The 17,841-nt window shown below is 57.2% G+C and carries 14 protein-coding genes and 1 other annotated feature; of the genes, 10 read left to right on the forward strand and 4 right to left on the reverse strand.

The window, feature by feature from the left end; translation table 11 throughout:
* Positions 1–13 precede the first annotated feature (13 nt).
* On the reverse strand, positions 14–1,312 hold the full coding sequence (locus B5F12_RS04300) for a UDP-N-acetylglucosamine 1-carboxyvinyltransferase (RefSeq protein ID WP_087230827.1): 1,299 nt from the start codon (positions 1,310–1,312) through the stop codon (positions 14–16).
* Between the two features lie 340 nt (positions 1,313–1,652).
* Here B5F12_RS04300 and htpG point away from each other — a divergent pair, with 340 nt between their 5' ends.
* The 9 genes from htpG to B5F12_RS04345 all read left to right on the forward strand — a co-directional run bounded on the left by htpG (position 1,653) and on the right by B5F12_RS04345 (position 14,189).
* Complete coding sequence (gene htpG, locus B5F12_RS04305; RefSeq protein WP_087230830.1) at positions 1,653–3,563, forward strand: molecular chaperone HtpG; 1,911 nt, start codon at positions 1,653–1,655, stop codon at positions 3,561–3,563.
* A gap of 111 nt (positions 3,564–3,674) precedes the next feature.
* Positions 3,675–5,687, forward strand: a complete 2,013-nt coding sequence (locus B5F12_RS04310; RefSeq protein ID WP_087230833.1) for a substrate-binding domain-containing protein — start codon at positions 3,675–3,677, stop codon at positions 5,685–5,687.
* A 267-nt stretch (positions 5,688–5,954) separates the two neighbouring features.
* Positions 5,955–8,006 (forward strand): SIR2 family protein, encoded by a 2,052-nt coding sequence (locus B5F12_RS04315; RefSeq protein ID WP_087230836.1) that lies wholly within the window; start codon positions 5,955–5,957, stop codon positions 8,004–8,006.
* Between the two features lie 33 nt (positions 8,007–8,039).
* Positions 8,040–8,265, forward strand: a binding site (T-box leader).
* Positions 8,266–8,317: 52 nt separating this feature from the next.
* Positions 8,318–10,951, forward strand: coding sequence for a valine--tRNA ligase (locus B5F12_RS04320; protein ID WP_087230839.1), 2,634 nt, complete (start codon positions 8,318–8,320; stop codon positions 10,949–10,951).
* Positions 10,952–11,080: 129 nt separating this feature from the next.
* Positions 11,081–11,386, forward strand: coding sequence for an STAS domain-containing protein (locus B5F12_RS04325; RefSeq protein ID WP_087230842.1), 306 nt, complete (start codon positions 11,081–11,083; stop codon positions 11,384–11,386).
* 13 nt (positions 11,387–11,399) lie between these two features.
* Positions 11,400–11,843 carry an anti-sigma F factor gene (spoIIAB, locus tag B5F12_RS04330; RefSeq protein WP_087230845.1) on the forward strand — a complete coding sequence of 148 codons (444 nt, stop codon included), beginning with the start codon at positions 11,400–11,402 and terminating at the stop codon, positions 11,841–11,843.
* On the forward strand, positions 11,840–12,577 hold the full coding sequence (locus B5F12_RS04335; RefSeq protein ID WP_087230848.1) for a sigma-70 family RNA polymerase sigma factor: 738 nt from the start codon (positions 11,840–11,842) through the stop codon (positions 12,575–12,577). Before spoIIAB ends, B5F12_RS04335 begins: the two co-directional genes overlap by 4 nt.
* A gap of 51 nt (positions 12,578–12,628) precedes the next feature.
* The gene (locus B5F12_RS04340; protein WP_087230851.1) at positions 12,629–13,582 is read left to right on the forward strand and encodes a glycosyltransferase family 2 protein; all 954 of its coding nucleotides are present in this window, start codon (positions 12,629–12,631) and stop codon (positions 13,580–13,582) included.
* Between the two features lie 94 nt (positions 13,583–13,676).
* A complete protein-coding gene (locus B5F12_RS04345; protein ID WP_087230854.1) occupies positions 13,677–14,189 on the forward strand; it encodes a hypothetical protein in 513 nt (170 codons plus the stop codon).
* A gap of 58 nt (positions 14,190–14,247) precedes the next feature.
* Here the strand turns inward: B5F12_RS04345 and recR are convergent, their stop codons facing one another.
* From recR to ilvA, 3 genes are all read right to left on the reverse strand, one after another.
* The gene (recR, locus tag B5F12_RS04350) at positions 14,248–14,850 is read right to left on the reverse strand and encodes a recombination mediator RecR (RefSeq protein WP_087230857.1); all 603 of its coding nucleotides are present in this window, start codon (positions 14,848–14,850) and stop codon (positions 14,248–14,250) included.
* A 26-nt stretch (positions 14,851–14,876) separates the two neighbouring features.
* Entirely contained in the window at positions 14,877–15,527 is a 651-nt protein-coding gene (gene rpe, locus B5F12_RS04355) for a ribulose-phosphate 3-epimerase (RefSeq protein ID WP_087230860.1), read from the reverse strand.
* A gap of 232 nt (positions 15,528–15,759) precedes the next feature.
* Positions 15,760–16,980 (reverse strand): threonine ammonia-lyase, encoded by a 1,221-nt coding sequence (gene ilvA / locus B5F12_RS04360; protein WP_087230863.1) that lies wholly within the window; start codon positions 16,978–16,980, stop codon positions 15,760–15,762.
* Positions 16,981–17,135: 155 nt separating this feature from the next.
* Here ilvA and B5F12_RS04365 point away from each other — a divergent pair, with 155 nt between their 5' ends.
* Positions 17,136–17,825, forward strand: coding sequence for a 5-bromo-4-chloroindolyl phosphate hydrolysis family protein (locus B5F12_RS04365; protein WP_242954889.1), 690 nt, complete (start codon positions 17,136–17,138; stop codon positions 17,823–17,825).
* Positions 17,826–17,841: the final 16 nt, after the last annotated feature.

Here is a 17,841-nt window from a genome sequence, read left to right on the forward strand (position 1 = left end):
GTATCTTTGATGTTTAGCCCGCTGCGTTGGCGTTCTCCACCTGGGGATCAGGCAGGTCCACCACTTCGATCTGGGCCCCAATGCCGGTGAGTTTGGCCACGATGTCCTCGTAGCCCCGCTCCACATGGCGGATGTTGCCCACCTCAGAGACGCCTTGAGCGGCCAGAGCAGCCACCACCAGAGCGGCGCCAGCCCGCAGGTCACAGGCCTCCACCGGGGCGGCCATGAGCTGAGGCACGCCCTCAATGATGGCGATCTTGCCGTCCACCTGAATCTTGGCGCCCATGCGGCGGAACTCCTCGGTATAGCGGAATCGGTTATCCCACACGCCCTCGGTGATGACGCTGGTGCCCTCTGCCAGACAGAGGACGGCGGCGATCTGGGGCTGCATGTCGGTGGGAAAGCCGGGATAGGGCATGGTCTTGATGTTGGCCCGGTGCAGAGGGCCATTGCGGCGGACAATGAGGCTATCGCCGTCCTCTTCCACCTCGACGCCCATCTCCAGCAGCTTGGCGGTGATGCACTCCATGTGCTTGGGGATGATGTTATTCACCCGCACCTCACCGCCTGCGGCGGCCACAGCGGCCATATAGGTGCCCGCCTCGATCTGGTCGGGAATGATGGAGTATTCGCCCCCGTGGAGGTGCTCCACGCCCCGCACCTTGATGACATCGGTGCCGGCGCCGGTGATCTGAGCGCCCATGGAGTTGAGGAAGTTGGCCAGGTCCACGATGTGAGGCTCCTTGGCGGCGTTTTCGATGACCGTGAGCCCATCGGCCAGAGTGGCGGCCAGCATCACGTTCATGGTGGCGCCCACGGTGACCACGTCCAGGTAGATGTGGCTGCCCTTGAGCCGTCCGTCGGGCACCTTGGCGCACATAAAGCCGTTTTTCACTTCCACGTCCGCCCCCAGGGCCCGCAGACCCTTCAGGTGCTGGTCGATGGGTCGGCCGCCAAAGTCACAGCCGCCGGGCAGAGGCACTTCTGCCTGGCCAAAACGCCCCAAAAGCGCGCCAAGCAGGTAATAGCTGGCACGGATTTTACGCCCGGACTCATAGGCCACCGGGCTGTTATGGATGGCGGTGCAGTCCACCTCCACCGTAGAACGGTTGATGGTGCGCACGTTGGCCCCCAGTTCCTGGAGAATATTGAGCATCAAGGTCACATCGCTGATCTGAGGCAGGTTGCCAATGCGGCACACGCCATTGACCAACAGAGCAGCGGGAATGATACCGACAGCGGCATTCTTGGCCCCGCTGATCTCGACTTTGCCGTACAGCGGTCTACCGCCGTGAATGAAATATTTTTTCAAAAAAGACACCTCATAGCGTCCCCAGCCTGGCCGGGTTGGTAATCGCTCCCTGAAATGGGGGCTATCTATATGGAAGAATTCTATCCCTTGGATAGAACGTACAACTTTGCTTTAATGCGCATATATTATAGCATTGCCCCCACCCCATGGCAACCTAAATTTTGTTTCTGCCGGATTTTCTCCTCTTTGCCCATAGTCTCTCCCGTTCAGGGGCTACTATTCTGATAAAGTTTGTGAATTTTTTGTTACACCCCTTGCAAAACATGGGAGTAAGTATTATAGTACAGTTAGCACTCGATCAGTACGAGTGCTAAAACATGCAATTCGAGGTGTACCACTCATGGAGAAAAAACAGTTTCAAGCCGAGTCCAAACGGCTGATGGACCTGATGATCAATTCCATTTATACCCACAAAGAGATCTTCCTGCGTGAGATCATTTCCAACGCCAGCGACGCCATTGATAAGCTGGCCTATCTGGCCCTCAGCGATGGCAGCATTGATGTAAAGCCTTCTGACTTTACCATCACTGTGACACCAGACAAAGAGCACCGCACCCTCACCGTCACCGATAACGGCATCGGCATGACCCAGGAGGAGCTGGAGAACAACCTGGGCACCATCGCCCGCAGCGGCTCTCTGCAGTTCAAGCAGGAGATGGGCAAGGACAACGCCGCCGACATCATCGGCCAGTTTGGCGTGGGGTTCTACTCCGCCTTTATGGTGGCCAAACAGGTCACCGTGCTCACCCGCCGCTTTGGTGAGCAGCAGGCCTACCGCTGGGAGTCCTCCGGCGTGGACGGCTACACCATCACCCCCTGTGAGATGGAGGGCTGGGGCACCCAGGTCATTATGACCATCAAGGACAACACCGAGGAGGAGAACTACGACGAGTATCTGGACAGCAACTATCTCCAGAGCCTCATCAAGAAGTACTCCGACTACATCCGCCACCCCATCCGCATGGTGGTGGAGGACTACCGCATGAAGGAGAAGCCCGCCGACGCCCCCGAGGACTACAAGCCCGAGTGGGAGACGGTGCAGGAGGAGAAGACCATCAACTCCATGGTGCCTCTGTGGCAGCGTCCCCGCTCCAAGGTGGAGCAGGAGGAGTACGACCGCTTCTATCAGGAGAAATTCATGGACTGGCAGGCTCCCCTGGCCACCATCACCACCTCCTCGGAAGGCACCGTCACCTACAAGGCCCTGCTGTTCATCCCCGGCCAGACTCCCTTTGACTTCTACACCCGGGAGTATGAGAAGGGGCTGCAGCTGTACTCCTCCGGCGTGCTCATCATGGACAAGTGCGCCGATCTGCTCCCCGACTGCTTCCGCTTCGTCAAGGGCGTGGTGGACTCCCCCGACTTCTCTCTGAACATCTCCCGTGAGATGCTCCAGCACACTCGTCAGCTGAAGATCATCGCCACCGCTCTGGAGAAGAAGATCAAAAACGAGCTGGCCAAGATGATGAAGGACGACCGGGAGACCTACGAGAAGTTCTGGGCTGCCTTTGGCCGCCAGCTCAAGTACAGCGTGGTGGACCAGTACGGAGCCAAGAAGGACCTGCTGCGGGATCTGCTGCTGTTCGGGTCCACCGCCTCGGACAAGCTCACCTCTCTGGCGGAGTATGTGGAGCGGATGAAGGAGGGCCAGGAGTATATCTACTACGTCTGCGCTGACTCCGCCGCCCAAGCCGCCTCCCTGCCCCAGGTGGAGCGTGTGGCCGACCGTGGCTTCGAGATTCTCTGCCTCACCGAAGAGGTGGACGAGTTTGTCATGCAGGCTCTGGCCGAGGTGGACGGCAAGAAAATCAAGTCCGTGTCCGACCCCGACGCCCTGCCTGAGACCGACGAGGAGAAGGCCCAGCAGGAGAAGCAGGCCGAAGAGAGCAAAGCTGTGCTGGACTTCGTCAAGGAGACCCTGGGGGACAAGATCAAGGAGGCCCGCATCTCCAAGATCCTCAAGTCCGCCCCTGTGTGCATGACCGCCGACGGCCCCATGTCCCTGGAGATGGAGAAGTATTTCTCCCGCATGGAGGGCGCCCAGGCCGGCACGATGAAGGCGGAGCGCGTGCTGGAGCTCAACCCCAACTCCGACGCCTTTGCCGCTCTGCGCACCGCTGTGGACAGCGGCGACAAAGAGAAGGCCGCCACCTACGTGCAGGTGCTCTACCACCAGGCCCTGCTCATTGCAGGCCTGCCCATTGAGGATGCCGCCGCTTACACCCAGCTGGTGTGCTCCCTGATGAAGTAACCTTCTACTCCTCTTAAAGCCCCTGCCTCCCTATGAGGCGGGGGCTTTTCTTATGCTCCAGGTGTGGTATAGTATAGGTAATAACCCATCAAGTTTCCCAAGGAGGTGCCTATGAAGCCCCGGAACACTGCCGCCCTACTCTCCGTAGCCCTGCTGTTTTCCCTGTCTGCCTGCAAGTCTCTCAATCTCCAGGCCACGCCCGCTCCCACCCCTACTCCAAAACCCCTCACCTTCACCTGGGAGAACTTTCCCCGTCTGGACGGCTCTGCCGAGACCGTCCCCCTGGCCCAAAGTCTGGCCGGGGTGATGCTGGATGAGTTTCCCCTGATGCCCCTGAACCTGACCAACTTCTCCGGCACAGACCAGGCCTTTCAACGGCTCCAGTCTGGAAAGAGTAATCTGCTTCTGGTCTCCGACCCTCCGCAGGAGATTCTGGACCAGTTGGGACAGGAGGGGTGCGACATTCAAATGGAGGAGCTGGCCACCGACGGACTGGTGTTTGTGGTCCACGCCGACAACCCGGTGGATTCCCTCACCATCGACCAGCTCCGGGACATCTATACCGGAACCATCACCAACTGGAAGGAGGTAGGCGGTGAGGATGCAGAGATTCTCCCCTTCCAAAGTCTCACCGACACCGGAAGTCAGGCCCTGATGGACCGCTTGGTGATGGATGGACAGGAGATGACCGAATTCCCCACGGACTACACCGACTACATGACTGGGATGGAGGAAGGGCAGAAGAGTTTTGACTACTCCCCCAATGCCATCGGCTACACCCTCTACCGCCACACCCAGGACCTGGCGGAGGTTCCGGGGTTGAAGGTGGTGGAGGTAAACGGCGTGTCCCCCTCTGCCCAGACCGTCAGTGACCACACCTACCCCCTGAGCACCACCTACTATGTGGTTATGTCTGCCCAGCAGGACCCGGACACCCCCACCTATGCCCTGTACCACTGGCTACTCAGTACCCAAGGACAGCGACTGCTGGAGGGCTGTGCCTCTGTAAGCCAGAAGGAAGAGGACGGTTCCGGCTACGCCATCACCACCCACTGGGAGAGGCTGGAGCCCATCGACACTCCCAATGCCCAGCGGTGCTATGAGAGCTATACCGACCATCTCATCCCCTCGGAGGAGTACGGCTCCCTGGTGCCCTACATCGGTGGCCGTGTCCACACCAATGCCGAGGGCAACTGGCTGTATGGACTGGCCACCCGAGACGGTGTCATCGTCACCGACCCGGTGTTCGACGATGCCATGAATTTGAGGAGCACACCCATGCCCTGGACGGGCACCTCTTCTCCTGACATGCTATTGCTGACCACCAAAGACCAAACCCAGACCCAGCTGGGCCTGGCCGCCTCCGACGGCAGCTGGTACACGGGGCAGATCTTTCAGGGGCTCTTATGCTCCTATGAGCTGGGCGCCCTTATGATCTCCCAGACAGGCGATTTGGTGATGGTGTCGCCCGATGGCACCCAATCCCCCTTCCACCTCAGTGAGAACGTGAGCCTCCCCACCCTCTACCCCACCATGGACTGGCCCTATATGGCCTGGTCCACCGATGAGAGTACAACGACCTTGGATGTCTATCTGGACCTGCGGGACGGCACGGTATATCACCAGGCCCCCGCCGACTTTCAGCCCGCTGATTTCCCGGATGGAGGCGGCTATTTCGTAGGTGGCCGGTTTCAGCTGGAGGGGACCACCCTCACCATCTACCCCGACCACGGGGACTCCCACACGTTTGATGTGGGAGAGGACTGTACCCGGGTGGACATAAACGGAGACCGGGTGCTGCTGTTCTATGACACCACCCCCGAATCCTTCCGGCTCGCCGATTGGAACGGAAATATTCTCCTCTCCGGCGAAGACTTCACCCCCTACTTCCTCACCTATGGTGACATCGACACCCCCTCCCTGTTCACTTATAATAGTGGCCATGCTGAAAATATCGCCGCCAACTCCCTGGTGTTGGACCGGGATGGAAACCCGCTCTTCACCACCCAGGGCAGCCAGGTGATACAATACGGAGACCGGCTACTCTACGCCACCCAGGGCCACTACATCCTCAGCGACCTGTCCGGGAACGCCCTCTTATGTCTGCCACGGCTGGACCAATGAGTCTTATGCCTCCGCCTGAATCAGGCGGAGGCATTTACAACTACTAATAACCATATTTTAGTTCTTCTCAAGCAAAACATCTTGTCCATCATGATATTTTACGATATAATATATATTGTATATCTTTTTATCTCAACTATATACATCAAAGCCACAGCTATTCGGATGTTTATACATCTCACAAGATTGCCGACAAATAAACATTTTTATTTTGTACAATAACTCATCAGACATTTTGCTTATGGTAGAAAATACACGAGGTGGAATATGGGATACAAAGAGAAAATACAAGCAGATACATTTACTCAGATTATGGAACAAAACATAAAGCATCTTGATGATCTTGCAGAAAAAATGAAATTAGGTTATGTGTCTGTGTTTGCTGGCGCTGGATTATCGGTCGCCTCCGGCTATGTCGATTGGAGGAAATTGTTGGAGCCAATTCGTAATCAGTTGCGCCTGGACACAAACGTAGATTTAACCGAACTCGCGCAATATTATGATAATCAATATGGACGCCAAGGATTAAACAATACTATATTTAATGAGTTCTCTAAGGTTCCAAAAAACAACAAGAATGTTGAATGGCTAACTAAACTTCCTATTCGTGAGTACTGGACAACTAATTATGACGATATCATAGAGAGTGAATTAGTCCGCCGTGGAAAAGTAGTTGATACCGTTGTCAATCAGGAGTCGTTTAAATACCATAACCCTAGATGTGAAGTTGTGGTTTATAAAATGCATGGAGATAAAAAGTATCCTGATGATGTTGTTCTAACAAAAAAAGATTATCATGAGTACGATGAAAAGCGTCCATTATTTACAAAATTATTATCAGTCGAACTCATACGCCGCACCTTTCTTTTTATCGGTTTTAGCTTCAATGATCCAAATTTAGAAAGAATTATTAGTATGTCAAAAAATATGCTCAACAGCAAATTGCTTTCATCCCATTATTGCTTTATGCGAAAAGTCCAACTCTGGGATTATTTAAACGAACAAAATAAGCTAACTGAGGAATCTGTAGACAAATATATACAGGACCGGAACTACCAGAAATTCCGCATAGACGACATGGCAAAATCAGGAATTTTCACCATATTGGTGGATGATTTTGAACAAATAACGTTAATGCTGCAATATTTATATAACAAATATATTTCCAATAACGTATTTATATCAGGTGGAATCAACCCAGACGACCTATCAAACTATGGATCTTTTTATCCAAAAGTTCTTCATACATCTAAGCTAAGCCCTCCCGAGGAATTTCTTACATCGTTGGGAAAAAAGTTAGTTGATAACGGTTTTGAAATCTACACTGGTTTTGGTGCGGGTGTTGGAAACTATATTTTGTCTGGCGTATTATCAAGCAATCGGCGTAATCCTTTAAATGCAGATATCACCAAAACTGATATGCATATTAGTAGCTTACTTGGCGTTGAAAATGAATTAAAAGATGAAATTAGGACAAGACTTATAGAACAATGTAGCAGTATACTCATTCTTTTCGGATATAATGAACATGCCGAACTTGAATCAGGAAACATGCAGGAAGGCGAGGCAACTGACACAGTGTCAACTGGCATTCACTTGGAATATGAAATCGCAAAAAAACTCGAGGAATTTATTGTTCCTGTCCAGCAGACAGGTTTCGAGGCTAAAAGGATTTATGACGAGATGGTAAAACGTGGGGAACTGAACGAAGATTTAAAAAATTTTCTTGCCAAAGAAAACTCCGTAGAAGATTTAGTGGATGGAATCATTGATGTTCTAAAACAACATAGAGTTCAACACGAGCAGAAATTGAGTGACCAATTAGTAGCAAGTATGGCAAAGTACGGCATAGGAGTCTTTATCAGTTATCACTATAGAAGAGATCATGAGATTGCACGACAAATCACAAACATAATCAATCAAGATAAACTAGGAATCTTTACCGCTGTGCGAGAAAATGAGAAGGGCACTGATCCAGAAGTAGTGAAAAACTGGGTATGTGAAGAAATCCAGAAGACTAAAATTACTATACTGTTAATAAGCAGAGAAACATTAGGGCGTGAATATGTCTCATATGAGTTGTCCCTAAGTAAGAAAAACGGAAATACCATCATTACCGTAATCATTGATAGCGATGAAAACCATTTTTCTGACGATGAAATTCAAACTATAAGCAAGAAACTCCAGAAGGACTTCTCTATCAATTCCAAAGTCAGAAGATGGTTTGCAGATAACGGACCTGATAACTTGTTAGAGTGGCTAAATGACGCAGTGAACTCATCTTTAGACCATGACACCGTCCCACCTGCTTTTCCTTGACAACGCTGCCGATTTTGCATATACTGTTACGGTACAATGGCTGTGATGGGAAGGAGTACCCACCCGCTTCTGGTTCAGAGAGATGCCGGTTTGGTGCAAGGCATGGCAGAGGGCGTGGGGAAGGTGGTCCCGGAGCTGCGGCGTTGAACGTAAGGAGTAAATGCCGCCGTGTCCCTACGTCAGTGGGAAAAGAGTGCGGGCTGTGTATATCCGGTCCGAATTCAGGTGGTACCGCGGACATTTCCAGTTCGCCCTGAGTCTACGACTTGGGGCGAACTTTTTTTGCCCCATGACAAATAAGGAGTGTTGTTATGAAGAAAGAACTGCCCAAGGTCTATGAACCCCAGGAGGTAGAGGGCCGCATCTACGAGATGTGGGAGAAGAACGGCTGCTTTGCCGGGCACCGTGACCCGGACAAGAAGCCCTTCACCATCGTCATGCCGCCCCCCAACGTCACCGGACAGCTGCACATGGGCCACGCCATGGACTGCACCCTCCAGGACATTCTCATTCGTTTCAAGCGGATGCAGGGCTACGCCGCCCTGTGGGTGCCCGGCACCGACCACGCCGGCATCGCCACCCAGATCAAGGTGGAGGAGGAACTGCGCAAGAAAGAGGGCCTGTCCCGCCACGACCTGGGCCGTGAGAAGTTCCTGGAGCGGGTGTGGGACTGGAAGCACCAGTACGGCAACCGCATCGTGGCCCAGCAGAAGAAGATGGGCGCCTCCTGTGACTGGGACCGCTCCCGGTTCACCATGGACGAGGGCCTGTCCAAGGCCGTGCGCCATGTGTTTGTCTCCCTGTACAAGAAGGGCCTCATTTACAAGGGAAGCCGCATCGTCAACTGGTGCCCTCACTGCGTCACCGCTCTGTCTGACGCTGAGGTGGAGTATCAGGACAAGCCCGGCCACCTGTGGCACCTGCGCTACCCCATCGTAGGCGAGGAGGGCCGCTATGTCATCGTGGCCACCACCCGGCCTGAGACCATGCTGGGCGACACCGGCGTGGCCGTCAACCCCAACGACGAGCGGTACAAGGACCTCATCGGCAAAAAGTGTCTGCTGCCTCTGGTCAACCGTGAAATTCCCATTGTGGCCGACGAGTATGTGGACATGGAGTTCGGCACCGGCTGCGTGAAGATGACCCCCGCCCACGACCCCAACGACTTCGAGGTGGGTCTGCGGTGCAACCTGGAGTCCATCCGGGTGCTGGATGACCACGGCGTGGTCAATGAAAACGGCGGCAAGTACCAGGGGCTCGAGCGCTACGAGGCCCGGAAGGCCATCGTGGCCGACCTGGACGCACTGGGCCTGCTGGAGAAGATCGAGGATCACCAGCACAACGTGGGCACCTGCTACCGCTGCGGCACCGACGTGGAGCCCATCATCTCCGCCCAGTGGTTTGTGAAGATGGGCCCCCTGGCCGAGGAGGCCCTGCGGGTGGTGCGGGACGGCGAGACCAAGTTCGTCCCCGAGCGCTTCACCAAAACCTACACCAACTGGATGGAGAACGTCCACGACTGGTGTATCTCCCGTCAACTGTGGTGGGGCCACCAAATCCCCGCCTGGACCTGCTCGGAGTGCGGCCACATCACTGTGTCTGAGACCGATCCCACCGAGTGCGAGCACTGCCACTCCAAACACATCACTCAGGAAGAGGACGTGCTGGACACCTGGTTCTCCTCCGCCCTGTGGCCCTTCTCCACCCTGGGCTGGCCGGATGAGAACAGCGAGGACTTCAAGTACTTCTACCCCACCGACGTGCTGGTCACCGGCTACGACATCATCTTCTTCTGGGTGGCCCGGATGATCTTCTCCGGCTGCGCCCACACCGGCAAGACCCCCTTCCACACCGTGTTCATCCACGGCCTGGTGCGGGATGACAAGGGTCGCAAGATGTCCAAGAGCCTGGGCAACGGCATTGACCCCCTGGAGATGGCGGAGAAGTACGGCGCCGACGCCCTGCGCTTCAACCTCATCACCGGCAACAGCCCCGGCAACGACATGCGCTTCTACGTGGAGAAGTGCGAGGCCATGCGCAACTTTGCCAACAAGATTTGGAACGCCAGCCGCTTCGTGATGATGAACCTGACCATCACCGAGAACCAGCTGCCCGACACCCTGGAGCCGGAGGACAAGTGGATCCTCTGCCGCCTGGGCGAGGTCATCAATGAAGTGACCGAGAACATGGAGGCCTATGAGCTGGGCGTAGCCTCCGCCAAGGTCTACGACTTTATCTGGAGCGACTACTGCGACTGGTATATCGAGCTGACCAAGGCCCGCCTGCAGGGCGAGGACGAGGCCGCCAAGGTGCAGGCCCAGCAGGTGCTGGTGTACGTGCTCACCGAGACCCTCAAGCTTCTCCACCCCTTCATGCCCTTCATCACCGAGGAGATCTGGCAGGCTCTGCCCCACCAGGGCGACTTCCTCATGCTCCAGTCCTGGCCCAAGGCCGATCCCGCCTGGAGCGACGTGAAGGCCAAGGAGTCCATGGAGGCCGTCATGGATGTTATCCGTGCCATCCGTGCCCGCCGCTCCGAGATGAACGTGCCCCCCTCCAAGAAGGCCGCTCTCACCATCGTCACCAACGAGGCGGACATCTTCGCCTCCGGCGAGGCCCACCTGAAGCGTCTGGCCTGGTGCTCCTCTGTCACCGTCCAGCAGGAGGACCTCACCGACACCGCCGGCATGGTGTGCGACATCACCCACATGGCCAAGCTGTATATGCCTCTGGCTGAGCTGGTGGACCTGGCCAAGGAGAAGGCCCGCCTGGAGAAGGACCTGGGCAAGAAGCAGGGTGAGCTCAAGGGCCTGGAAGGCAAACTGTCCAACCCCGGCTTCCTAAACAAGGCCCCCGAGCACGTGGTGGCCGCCGAGAAGGACCGGGCCGAGAAGCTGAAGGTACTCATTGCCAAGATTGAAGAGCAACTCAGCGCAATGAACTAAACATTTGCTTCCCTATTCCGGGGTGTGCGTGGCACACCCCGGAATTTTTTTGCTTTTTGGCAGGCTTCGCCACGGTTCCCGTCCTGCGCTGGATATAATGAGAACAATCTCAGTTCAGGAGGACAAGCCATGCCCATTACCATTGACAAGCAAAACGGGGCCACCGTCATCTCCGTCCGCGGCGAGATCGACCACCACAGCGCCCGTACCATTATGGAAAACATCGACCACACCATCTCTTCTGCCCTGCCCATGCGCCTGGTGCTGGATTTGTCCAGCGTCACCTTCATGGACAGCTCCGGCATCGCCGTCCTGCTCCGTGCCCTCAGACAGATGGACCAGCTGGGCGGAAATCTGCGGGTGGTGGGAATTCCGCCCCAGCCCCGCCGGGTGCTGGACGCCGCCGGCATCGGACGGCTCATCACATTGGAATAAGGAGGGCTACATAGTGAAAGCTTTGGATCAGACCACCGTGGTGTTCACCTCCCGGTCCGCCAATGAGGGCTTTGCCCGGGCGGTGGCGGCCTGCTTTGCCACCCAGCTGGACCCCACCCTGGACGAAATTGCCGACATCAAAACCGCCGTGTCTGAGGCGGTGACCAACGCCATTGTCCACGCCTACCCCAACACCCTGGGTAAGATCACCATGCGCATGCGGCTGTTGGAGGACCTCCAGCTGGAAATTCAAATCAAGGACAGCGGCGTGGGCATTCCCGATGTGGAGCAGGCCCGCACACCTCTATTCACCACTGGAAATGAGGAGCGCTCCGGCATGGGCTTTACCATCATGGAGAGCTTTATGGACACGGTGAAGGTGCGCTCCACCGTGGGTAAGGGCACCACCGTCACCATGCGCCGCCGCATCGCCCGCCGGGTGGGTGGAGGGCAATGAACACCCTGGACACCCTCTCTCTGCTGGACGCCGCCCGGGGCGGAGACAACGACGCCTGTGAGCGGCTGCTGCTGGAAAACAGCGGCCTCATCTGGTCGGTGGCCCGCCGCTACTATGGCCGAGGGGTGGACCCGGAAGACCTGTACCAGCTGGGCTGTCTGGGGTTTCTCAAGGCGGTGCGGGGGTTCGACACCAGCTACGGCACCCAGTTCTCCACCTACGCGGTGCCTAAGATCGCCGGGGAAATCCGCCGCTTCCTCCGGGACGACGGCTCGGTGAAGGTCAGCCGCGGCATCAAGGAGCGGGCCATGGCCCTGCGCCAGTGTCGCCAGGACCTGTACCACCGCCTGGGCCGGGACCCCACCGTGGGGGAGCTGGCCCAGGCCACCGGACTGGAGCCGGAGGACATCGCCGCCGCCGAGACCGCCACCCTCTCGGTGGCCTCCCTCCAGAGCCAGACGGGAGAGGATGGCTTCACCCTGGAGTCCATTCTGGGTTGCGACGGCATGGAGGAGGAAGTGGTGGAGCGGCTGGCCCTGCGCCAGGCCATTGACGCCCTTCCGGACCGGGAGCGAAAGGTCATCCTGCTGCGCTTCTACAAAAATCTCACCCAGGAGCGCACCGCCCGGATTTTAGGGGTCAGCCAGGTCCAGATTTCCCGCATGGAGCGGCGGGCCATTGGGCACCTGCGGGAGTGGCTCACCGAAGAGTCCTTGCCAACCACCGTGGGATAGACTATAATAACAGTTAATTCAGTCTATCCCAAGGAAAGGGTGTGGGTTCCCATGCAAAATACCCTCTACGTGGTGGTCCCCTGCTACAACGAGCAGGAGGTGCTGCCCGAAACCGCGCGGCGGCTGCGGGACAAGCTGCAATACCTGATGAATCGCGGCCGCATCAGCCGCAAAAGCCGCATTCTCTTTGTCAACGACGGCTCCCGGGACGGAACCTGGGAGATCATTGAACGGCTGCACATCGGAAATCATCTCTTTTCCGGCCTCAACCTCAGCCGCAACCGGGGCCACCAGAACGCCCTGCTGGCAGGTCTGATGTACGCCAAGGACCGGGCGGACATGGCCATCTCCATGGACGCCGACCTGCAAGACGACATTGACGCCGTGGACGAGATGGTGGACAAGTACTTGGAAGGGGTGGACATCGTGTACGGTGTGCGCTCCAGCCGGGAGCGGGACACCTTCTTTAAGCGCACCACCGCCGAAGCCTTCTACCGTCTTATGAACACCCTGGGGGCGGAGACGGTGTTCAACCACGCCGACTACCGCCTCATGTCCCGGCGAGCCCTGGAAGGGCTGTCCCAGTTCCGGGAAGTGAACCTGTTTTTGCGGGGCATCGTCCCCATGATCGGCTACCGCACCGATGTGGTCACCTACGAGCGGGGCGAGCGGTTTGCCGGAGAGAGCAAGTATCCGCTGAAAAAAATGCTGGCCTTTGCACTGGAGGGCATCACCTCCCTGTCGGTGAAGCCCCTGCGCCTCATCACCGGGCTGGGATTTTTCGTCTTTCTCGTCTCCCTGTTTATGATTCTCTACAACATCATCCGCTGGGTCACGGGCAACACCGTCACGGGCTGGGCCAGCCTATCCTGCTCGGTGTGGCTCATTGGCGGGCTCATTTTGCTCTCTCTGGGGGTAATTGGCGAATATGTGGGCAAGCTATACATGGAGGCCAAAGGCCGTCCCCGCTTCCTTGTCCAGGATGTGGTGGACGAACAAGACTGAGTCTGTCCTAGAAAGTCCTTGCTTTTTCGTCCAACTCAGCATAAAATAGCCTCAAAGAGACTATGGGAACCATCCCCTATAAGGAGGCACCGTTATGAATATCAACATCGATCTCAACGACCTGAAGGAGCGCGCCAAGGATCTGGCCCAAAGCGGCATGGCCAAGGCCCTGGAGCTCACCGACACCGGCGTGTCCAAGGCCAAGCAGCTGGCTGAAATCAGCAAGCTCAAGGTACTCAACCTCAGCGAGCAGGACGCCATTCGTCGGGCCTATATGGACCTGGGCCGTCTGTACTACGCCGAGCGGGGCTCCGCTCCCGAGGCCGCCTATGCGGATCTGTGCGACAAGATCACCCGGTCCAAGGCTCAGATTCAGGTCAACGAGCAGCGCATTACCGATCTCAAGTCCTCCGGCAACCTCACCGACGAGGAAGTGGAGCACGCCTGCGAGGCCGACTTCGAGGACGCCGACTGGGAGTACGTGGGCAACACCCCCACCGAGGATGCCCAGGCCACCGCTGGCCAGGCAGAAGCAGAGACCCAGGCGGACGACGCCGATGCCACCGACTTTGAGAAGCCCGAGGTCAAGACTGACGACCAGGTATAATCAGCCAAAGCGCAAAAAGACCGTTGCAGAGAACCCCTCTGCAACGGTCTTTTTCTTCTCACATTTCTCGGCGGCCCTCCATAGCCCGCATCAATGTGGCATCGTCGGCAAACTCCAGGTGGCTGCCCACCGGGATGCCGTAAGCCAGACGGCTGACCTTCACCCCGAAGGGCTTGAGCAGCCGGGAGAGGTACATGGCGGTGGCCTCCCCCTCCGTATCTGGGTTGGTGGCCATGATGACCTCCTCCACCTCTCCCCCAGACACCCGCTCCACCAGCTGAGCGATGCGCAGGTCGTCGGGGCCCACGTGGTTCATGGGGGAGATGACCCCGTGGAGCACGTGGTACACGCCTTGATACTCGTGGGCCCGCTCCAGGGCGATGACGTCCTTGGGGTCGGCCACCACACACACGGTGTGCTGGTCCCGCCGGGGCGAACTACACAGGGAGCACAGCCCCTCCCCCTGGGTGAGGTTCTGGCACTTGGGGCAGTAGCCGATGCTCCCCTTGGCCTGGAGGATGGCGTCGGCAAAGGCCTTTGCCTCCTCCTCCGGGCGGCCCAACACGTACAGGGCCAGACGCTGGGCGCTCTTACGCCCCACGCCGGGCAGTTTTGCAAATTGTTCCACTAAGTTTTCCAAAGCCGGGGGAAAATAATCCATGCTCTTGCCTCCAGATCTTGTACTTCTTACTCTGTCACCCGCAGCGCTGCCATGGCGGCGGAAAGGTCCGGGGCCTCATACAGCGCAGAGCCCACCACCAGCACGTTGGCGCCCGCCTCCACCACAAGCCGTGCGGTAGAAGGGTTGATGCCACCGTCCACCTCCAGGTCACAGCTGGGGTTGTGGGCCTGGATGATCTCCCGGACCCGGGTGATGGTCTTCAACTGGGACTCCATAAAGGGCTGGCCGCCAAATCCCGGCTCCACCGTCATCACCAGCACCATGTCCAGCTGGTCAATATAGGGCAGAATGGCCTCCGGGGAGGTGATGGGCCGCAGGGCCACCGCCTTTTTCACGCCGTATTCTCCCATGATATCCAGGGCCTTCTGGATATTCTGAGGGTGGTCCGACTCCAAGTGAACACTCACCAAATCCGCCCCCGCCTCACAGAACTGGGCGACATACCGCACCGGCTTGTCGATCATCAAGTGTAAATCCAACTGCATGTCCGTGTGCTTGCGGATGGACCGAACCACCGGAAGGCCCAGGGTTATGTTGGGCACAAACGCCCCATCCATCACATCCACATGGAGCAGGTCGGCGGTTTGGACCCGCTGGATCTCCCGCTCCAGATTGCAAAAATCTGCTGATAAAATGGATGGCGCAATCTTTACCATGTTCTCTTTCACCTTTGTCTTTCTTATCCGATTCTTTTACCTTCTCTCAGGGGTTGGGGGAGCACACCGCCCACGGGCCATCCTCATAGGATACCACAAGCGGATACCGCGGTCGGCTGCCCGGGCGTTCTCCCCCCATCTCCCACGCGCGCCCGGTCTCCGGGTCGACTGTGTGCCGCATTGGCATAGCCGTCCGGCAAAGGATTCCCCTTTGCCGGACGGCAATTGGAAGTTATTCGTAGACGCAGGAGGTGGCCACTTCGCTCACCTGATATCCTGCCTTGGCCAGGGAGGACAGAATCTCCTCCTTGTGCTGGTGGCCAAAGGCCTCCAGGGTCACCTTCAGCTCCACACCAGCCTGACGGTTGATGTTGACAAACTGGTTGTGGTCCAGCTTGATGATGTTGCCGTTTTCTCGGGCCACCAGCTCCGCCACACGGAGCAGCTCGCCGGGCCGATCGGGCAGCTGTACCGAGAAGGTGAAGATGCGGCCCCGGTTGATGAGCCCGTGCTGCACCAGGGAGGAGATGGTGATCACGTCCATATTGCCCCCGGAGAGCACCGACACCACATTCTTGCCCTTGCACTCCAGATGGCGCAGGGCGGCGATGGTGAGCAGACCTGCATTTTCCACCACCATCTTGTGCTTCTCCATCACATCCAGGAAGGCATCCACCAGCTCTCCATCTCCAATGGTGAGGATGTCGTCCACGTTCTTCTGGATGTAGGGGAACACCAGGTCGCCGGGGGTCTTCACCGCCACGCCGTCGGCAATGGTGTTCACGGTGGGCAGGGTGACCACGTGCCCGGCCTCAATGCTGGCCTTCATGGACGCCGCCCCCGTGGGCTCTACGCCGATGACCTGCACCGAGGGGTTGAGCAGCTTGGCCAGGGTGGCCACGCCAGCGGCCAGACCGCCGCCGCCGATGGGCACCAAAATCACATCCACATCCGGCAGGTCCTTGAAAATCTCATAGGCAATGGTGCCCTGGCCTGTGGACACGGTGAGGTCGTTGAAGGGGTGTACATAGGTGTACCCCTCCTCCTGGCTCATCAGGGTCGCCATAGATGCTGCATCATCAAAGGTCTCCCCGTGCAAAATAACACGGGCGCCGTAGTCCTTGGTGTTGTTGACCTTCACCAGGGGCGTGGTGGTGGGCATGATGATGGTGGCGGGAATGCCGGCGGCCTGAGCCGCATAGGCCACGCCTTGGGCGTGGTTGCCCGCCGAAGCGGTAATCAGCCCCCGCTCCTTCTCCTCCTGGGTGAGGGTGGAGCACTTAAAGTAAGCGCCCCGGATTTTGTAGGCCCCGGTCACCTGCATGTTCTCCGGCTTGATGTAGACATGGTTGCCGGTGGACTTGGAGAAGAAGGTGCTGTAAATCAGGTCCGTGGGGTGGAGCACACCTTCCAGGACCTTTCTGGCCTGTTTGAAATTTTCTAGGGTCATCATGGCTGTACACCTGCCTATTTTATCATTCAGGTTCTCATTTTAACCCACCAAATGGGGAAAGTCAATGCCTTGACCTGCGCTGCATTTTCTTGACACCTCCACTTTAGTGCGTTACAATAAAGCCAATATCACGCTGGTAGAAAGGAGCGTGCGCTGTGGCTTTCATTCGCAAAAAAAGCGTCCTCCCCATTTATATGGTGGGAGGCACCTGGCTGGTGTGGTCTCTGGCCGCCCCTCTGTATAAACCCACCCACTATATTATGGCCGGTCTGGCCTCTGCGGCGGTGTACTATCTGGGCAAGATCATCTTCCCGGACCGGGGCTACGAACTGGATGACCCGGAAGAGGAGGCCTCTGAGCCCCAGGCCCAGAAAACTCAGGCCGAGCCGGTCAGCCCCGAGGTCCAGCAGCTGCTCCAGGAGCGGGACCGGGCCCTGTCCGAGATGCGCCGACTCAACGACTCCATTCAGGACCAAACCCTCTCCCAGCAGATCGACCGCTTGGAGCACACCACTCAGAAGATCATGGACGCGGTGGCCAAGAGCCCGGACAAGCTGCCTCAAATCCGCCGTTTCCTCAACTATTATCTCCCCACCACCCTGAAACTGCTCAACGCCTATGACCGCATGGACGCCACCGGGGTGGAGGGTGCCAACATCGACGGCACCAAAGGGCGCATTGAGGACATCATGTCCACCATCTGCACCGCCTTTGACCGCCAACTGGACGCCCTGTACGGCCAGGAGGCCATGGACATCAGCACCGACATCGACGTACTGGAACAGATGCTGGCCCGGGAAGGCCTGGGCGATATGAATCTGTCCGCCGACGACACCCAAAAATGATCCGTAGGAGGAATGT

Origin of the sequence: Pseudoflavonifractor sp. An176, from assembly GCF_002160435.1 — a bacterium.
GTDB lineage: Bacteria > Bacillota > Clostridia > Oscillospirales > Oscillospiraceae > Enterenecus > Enterenecus faecium.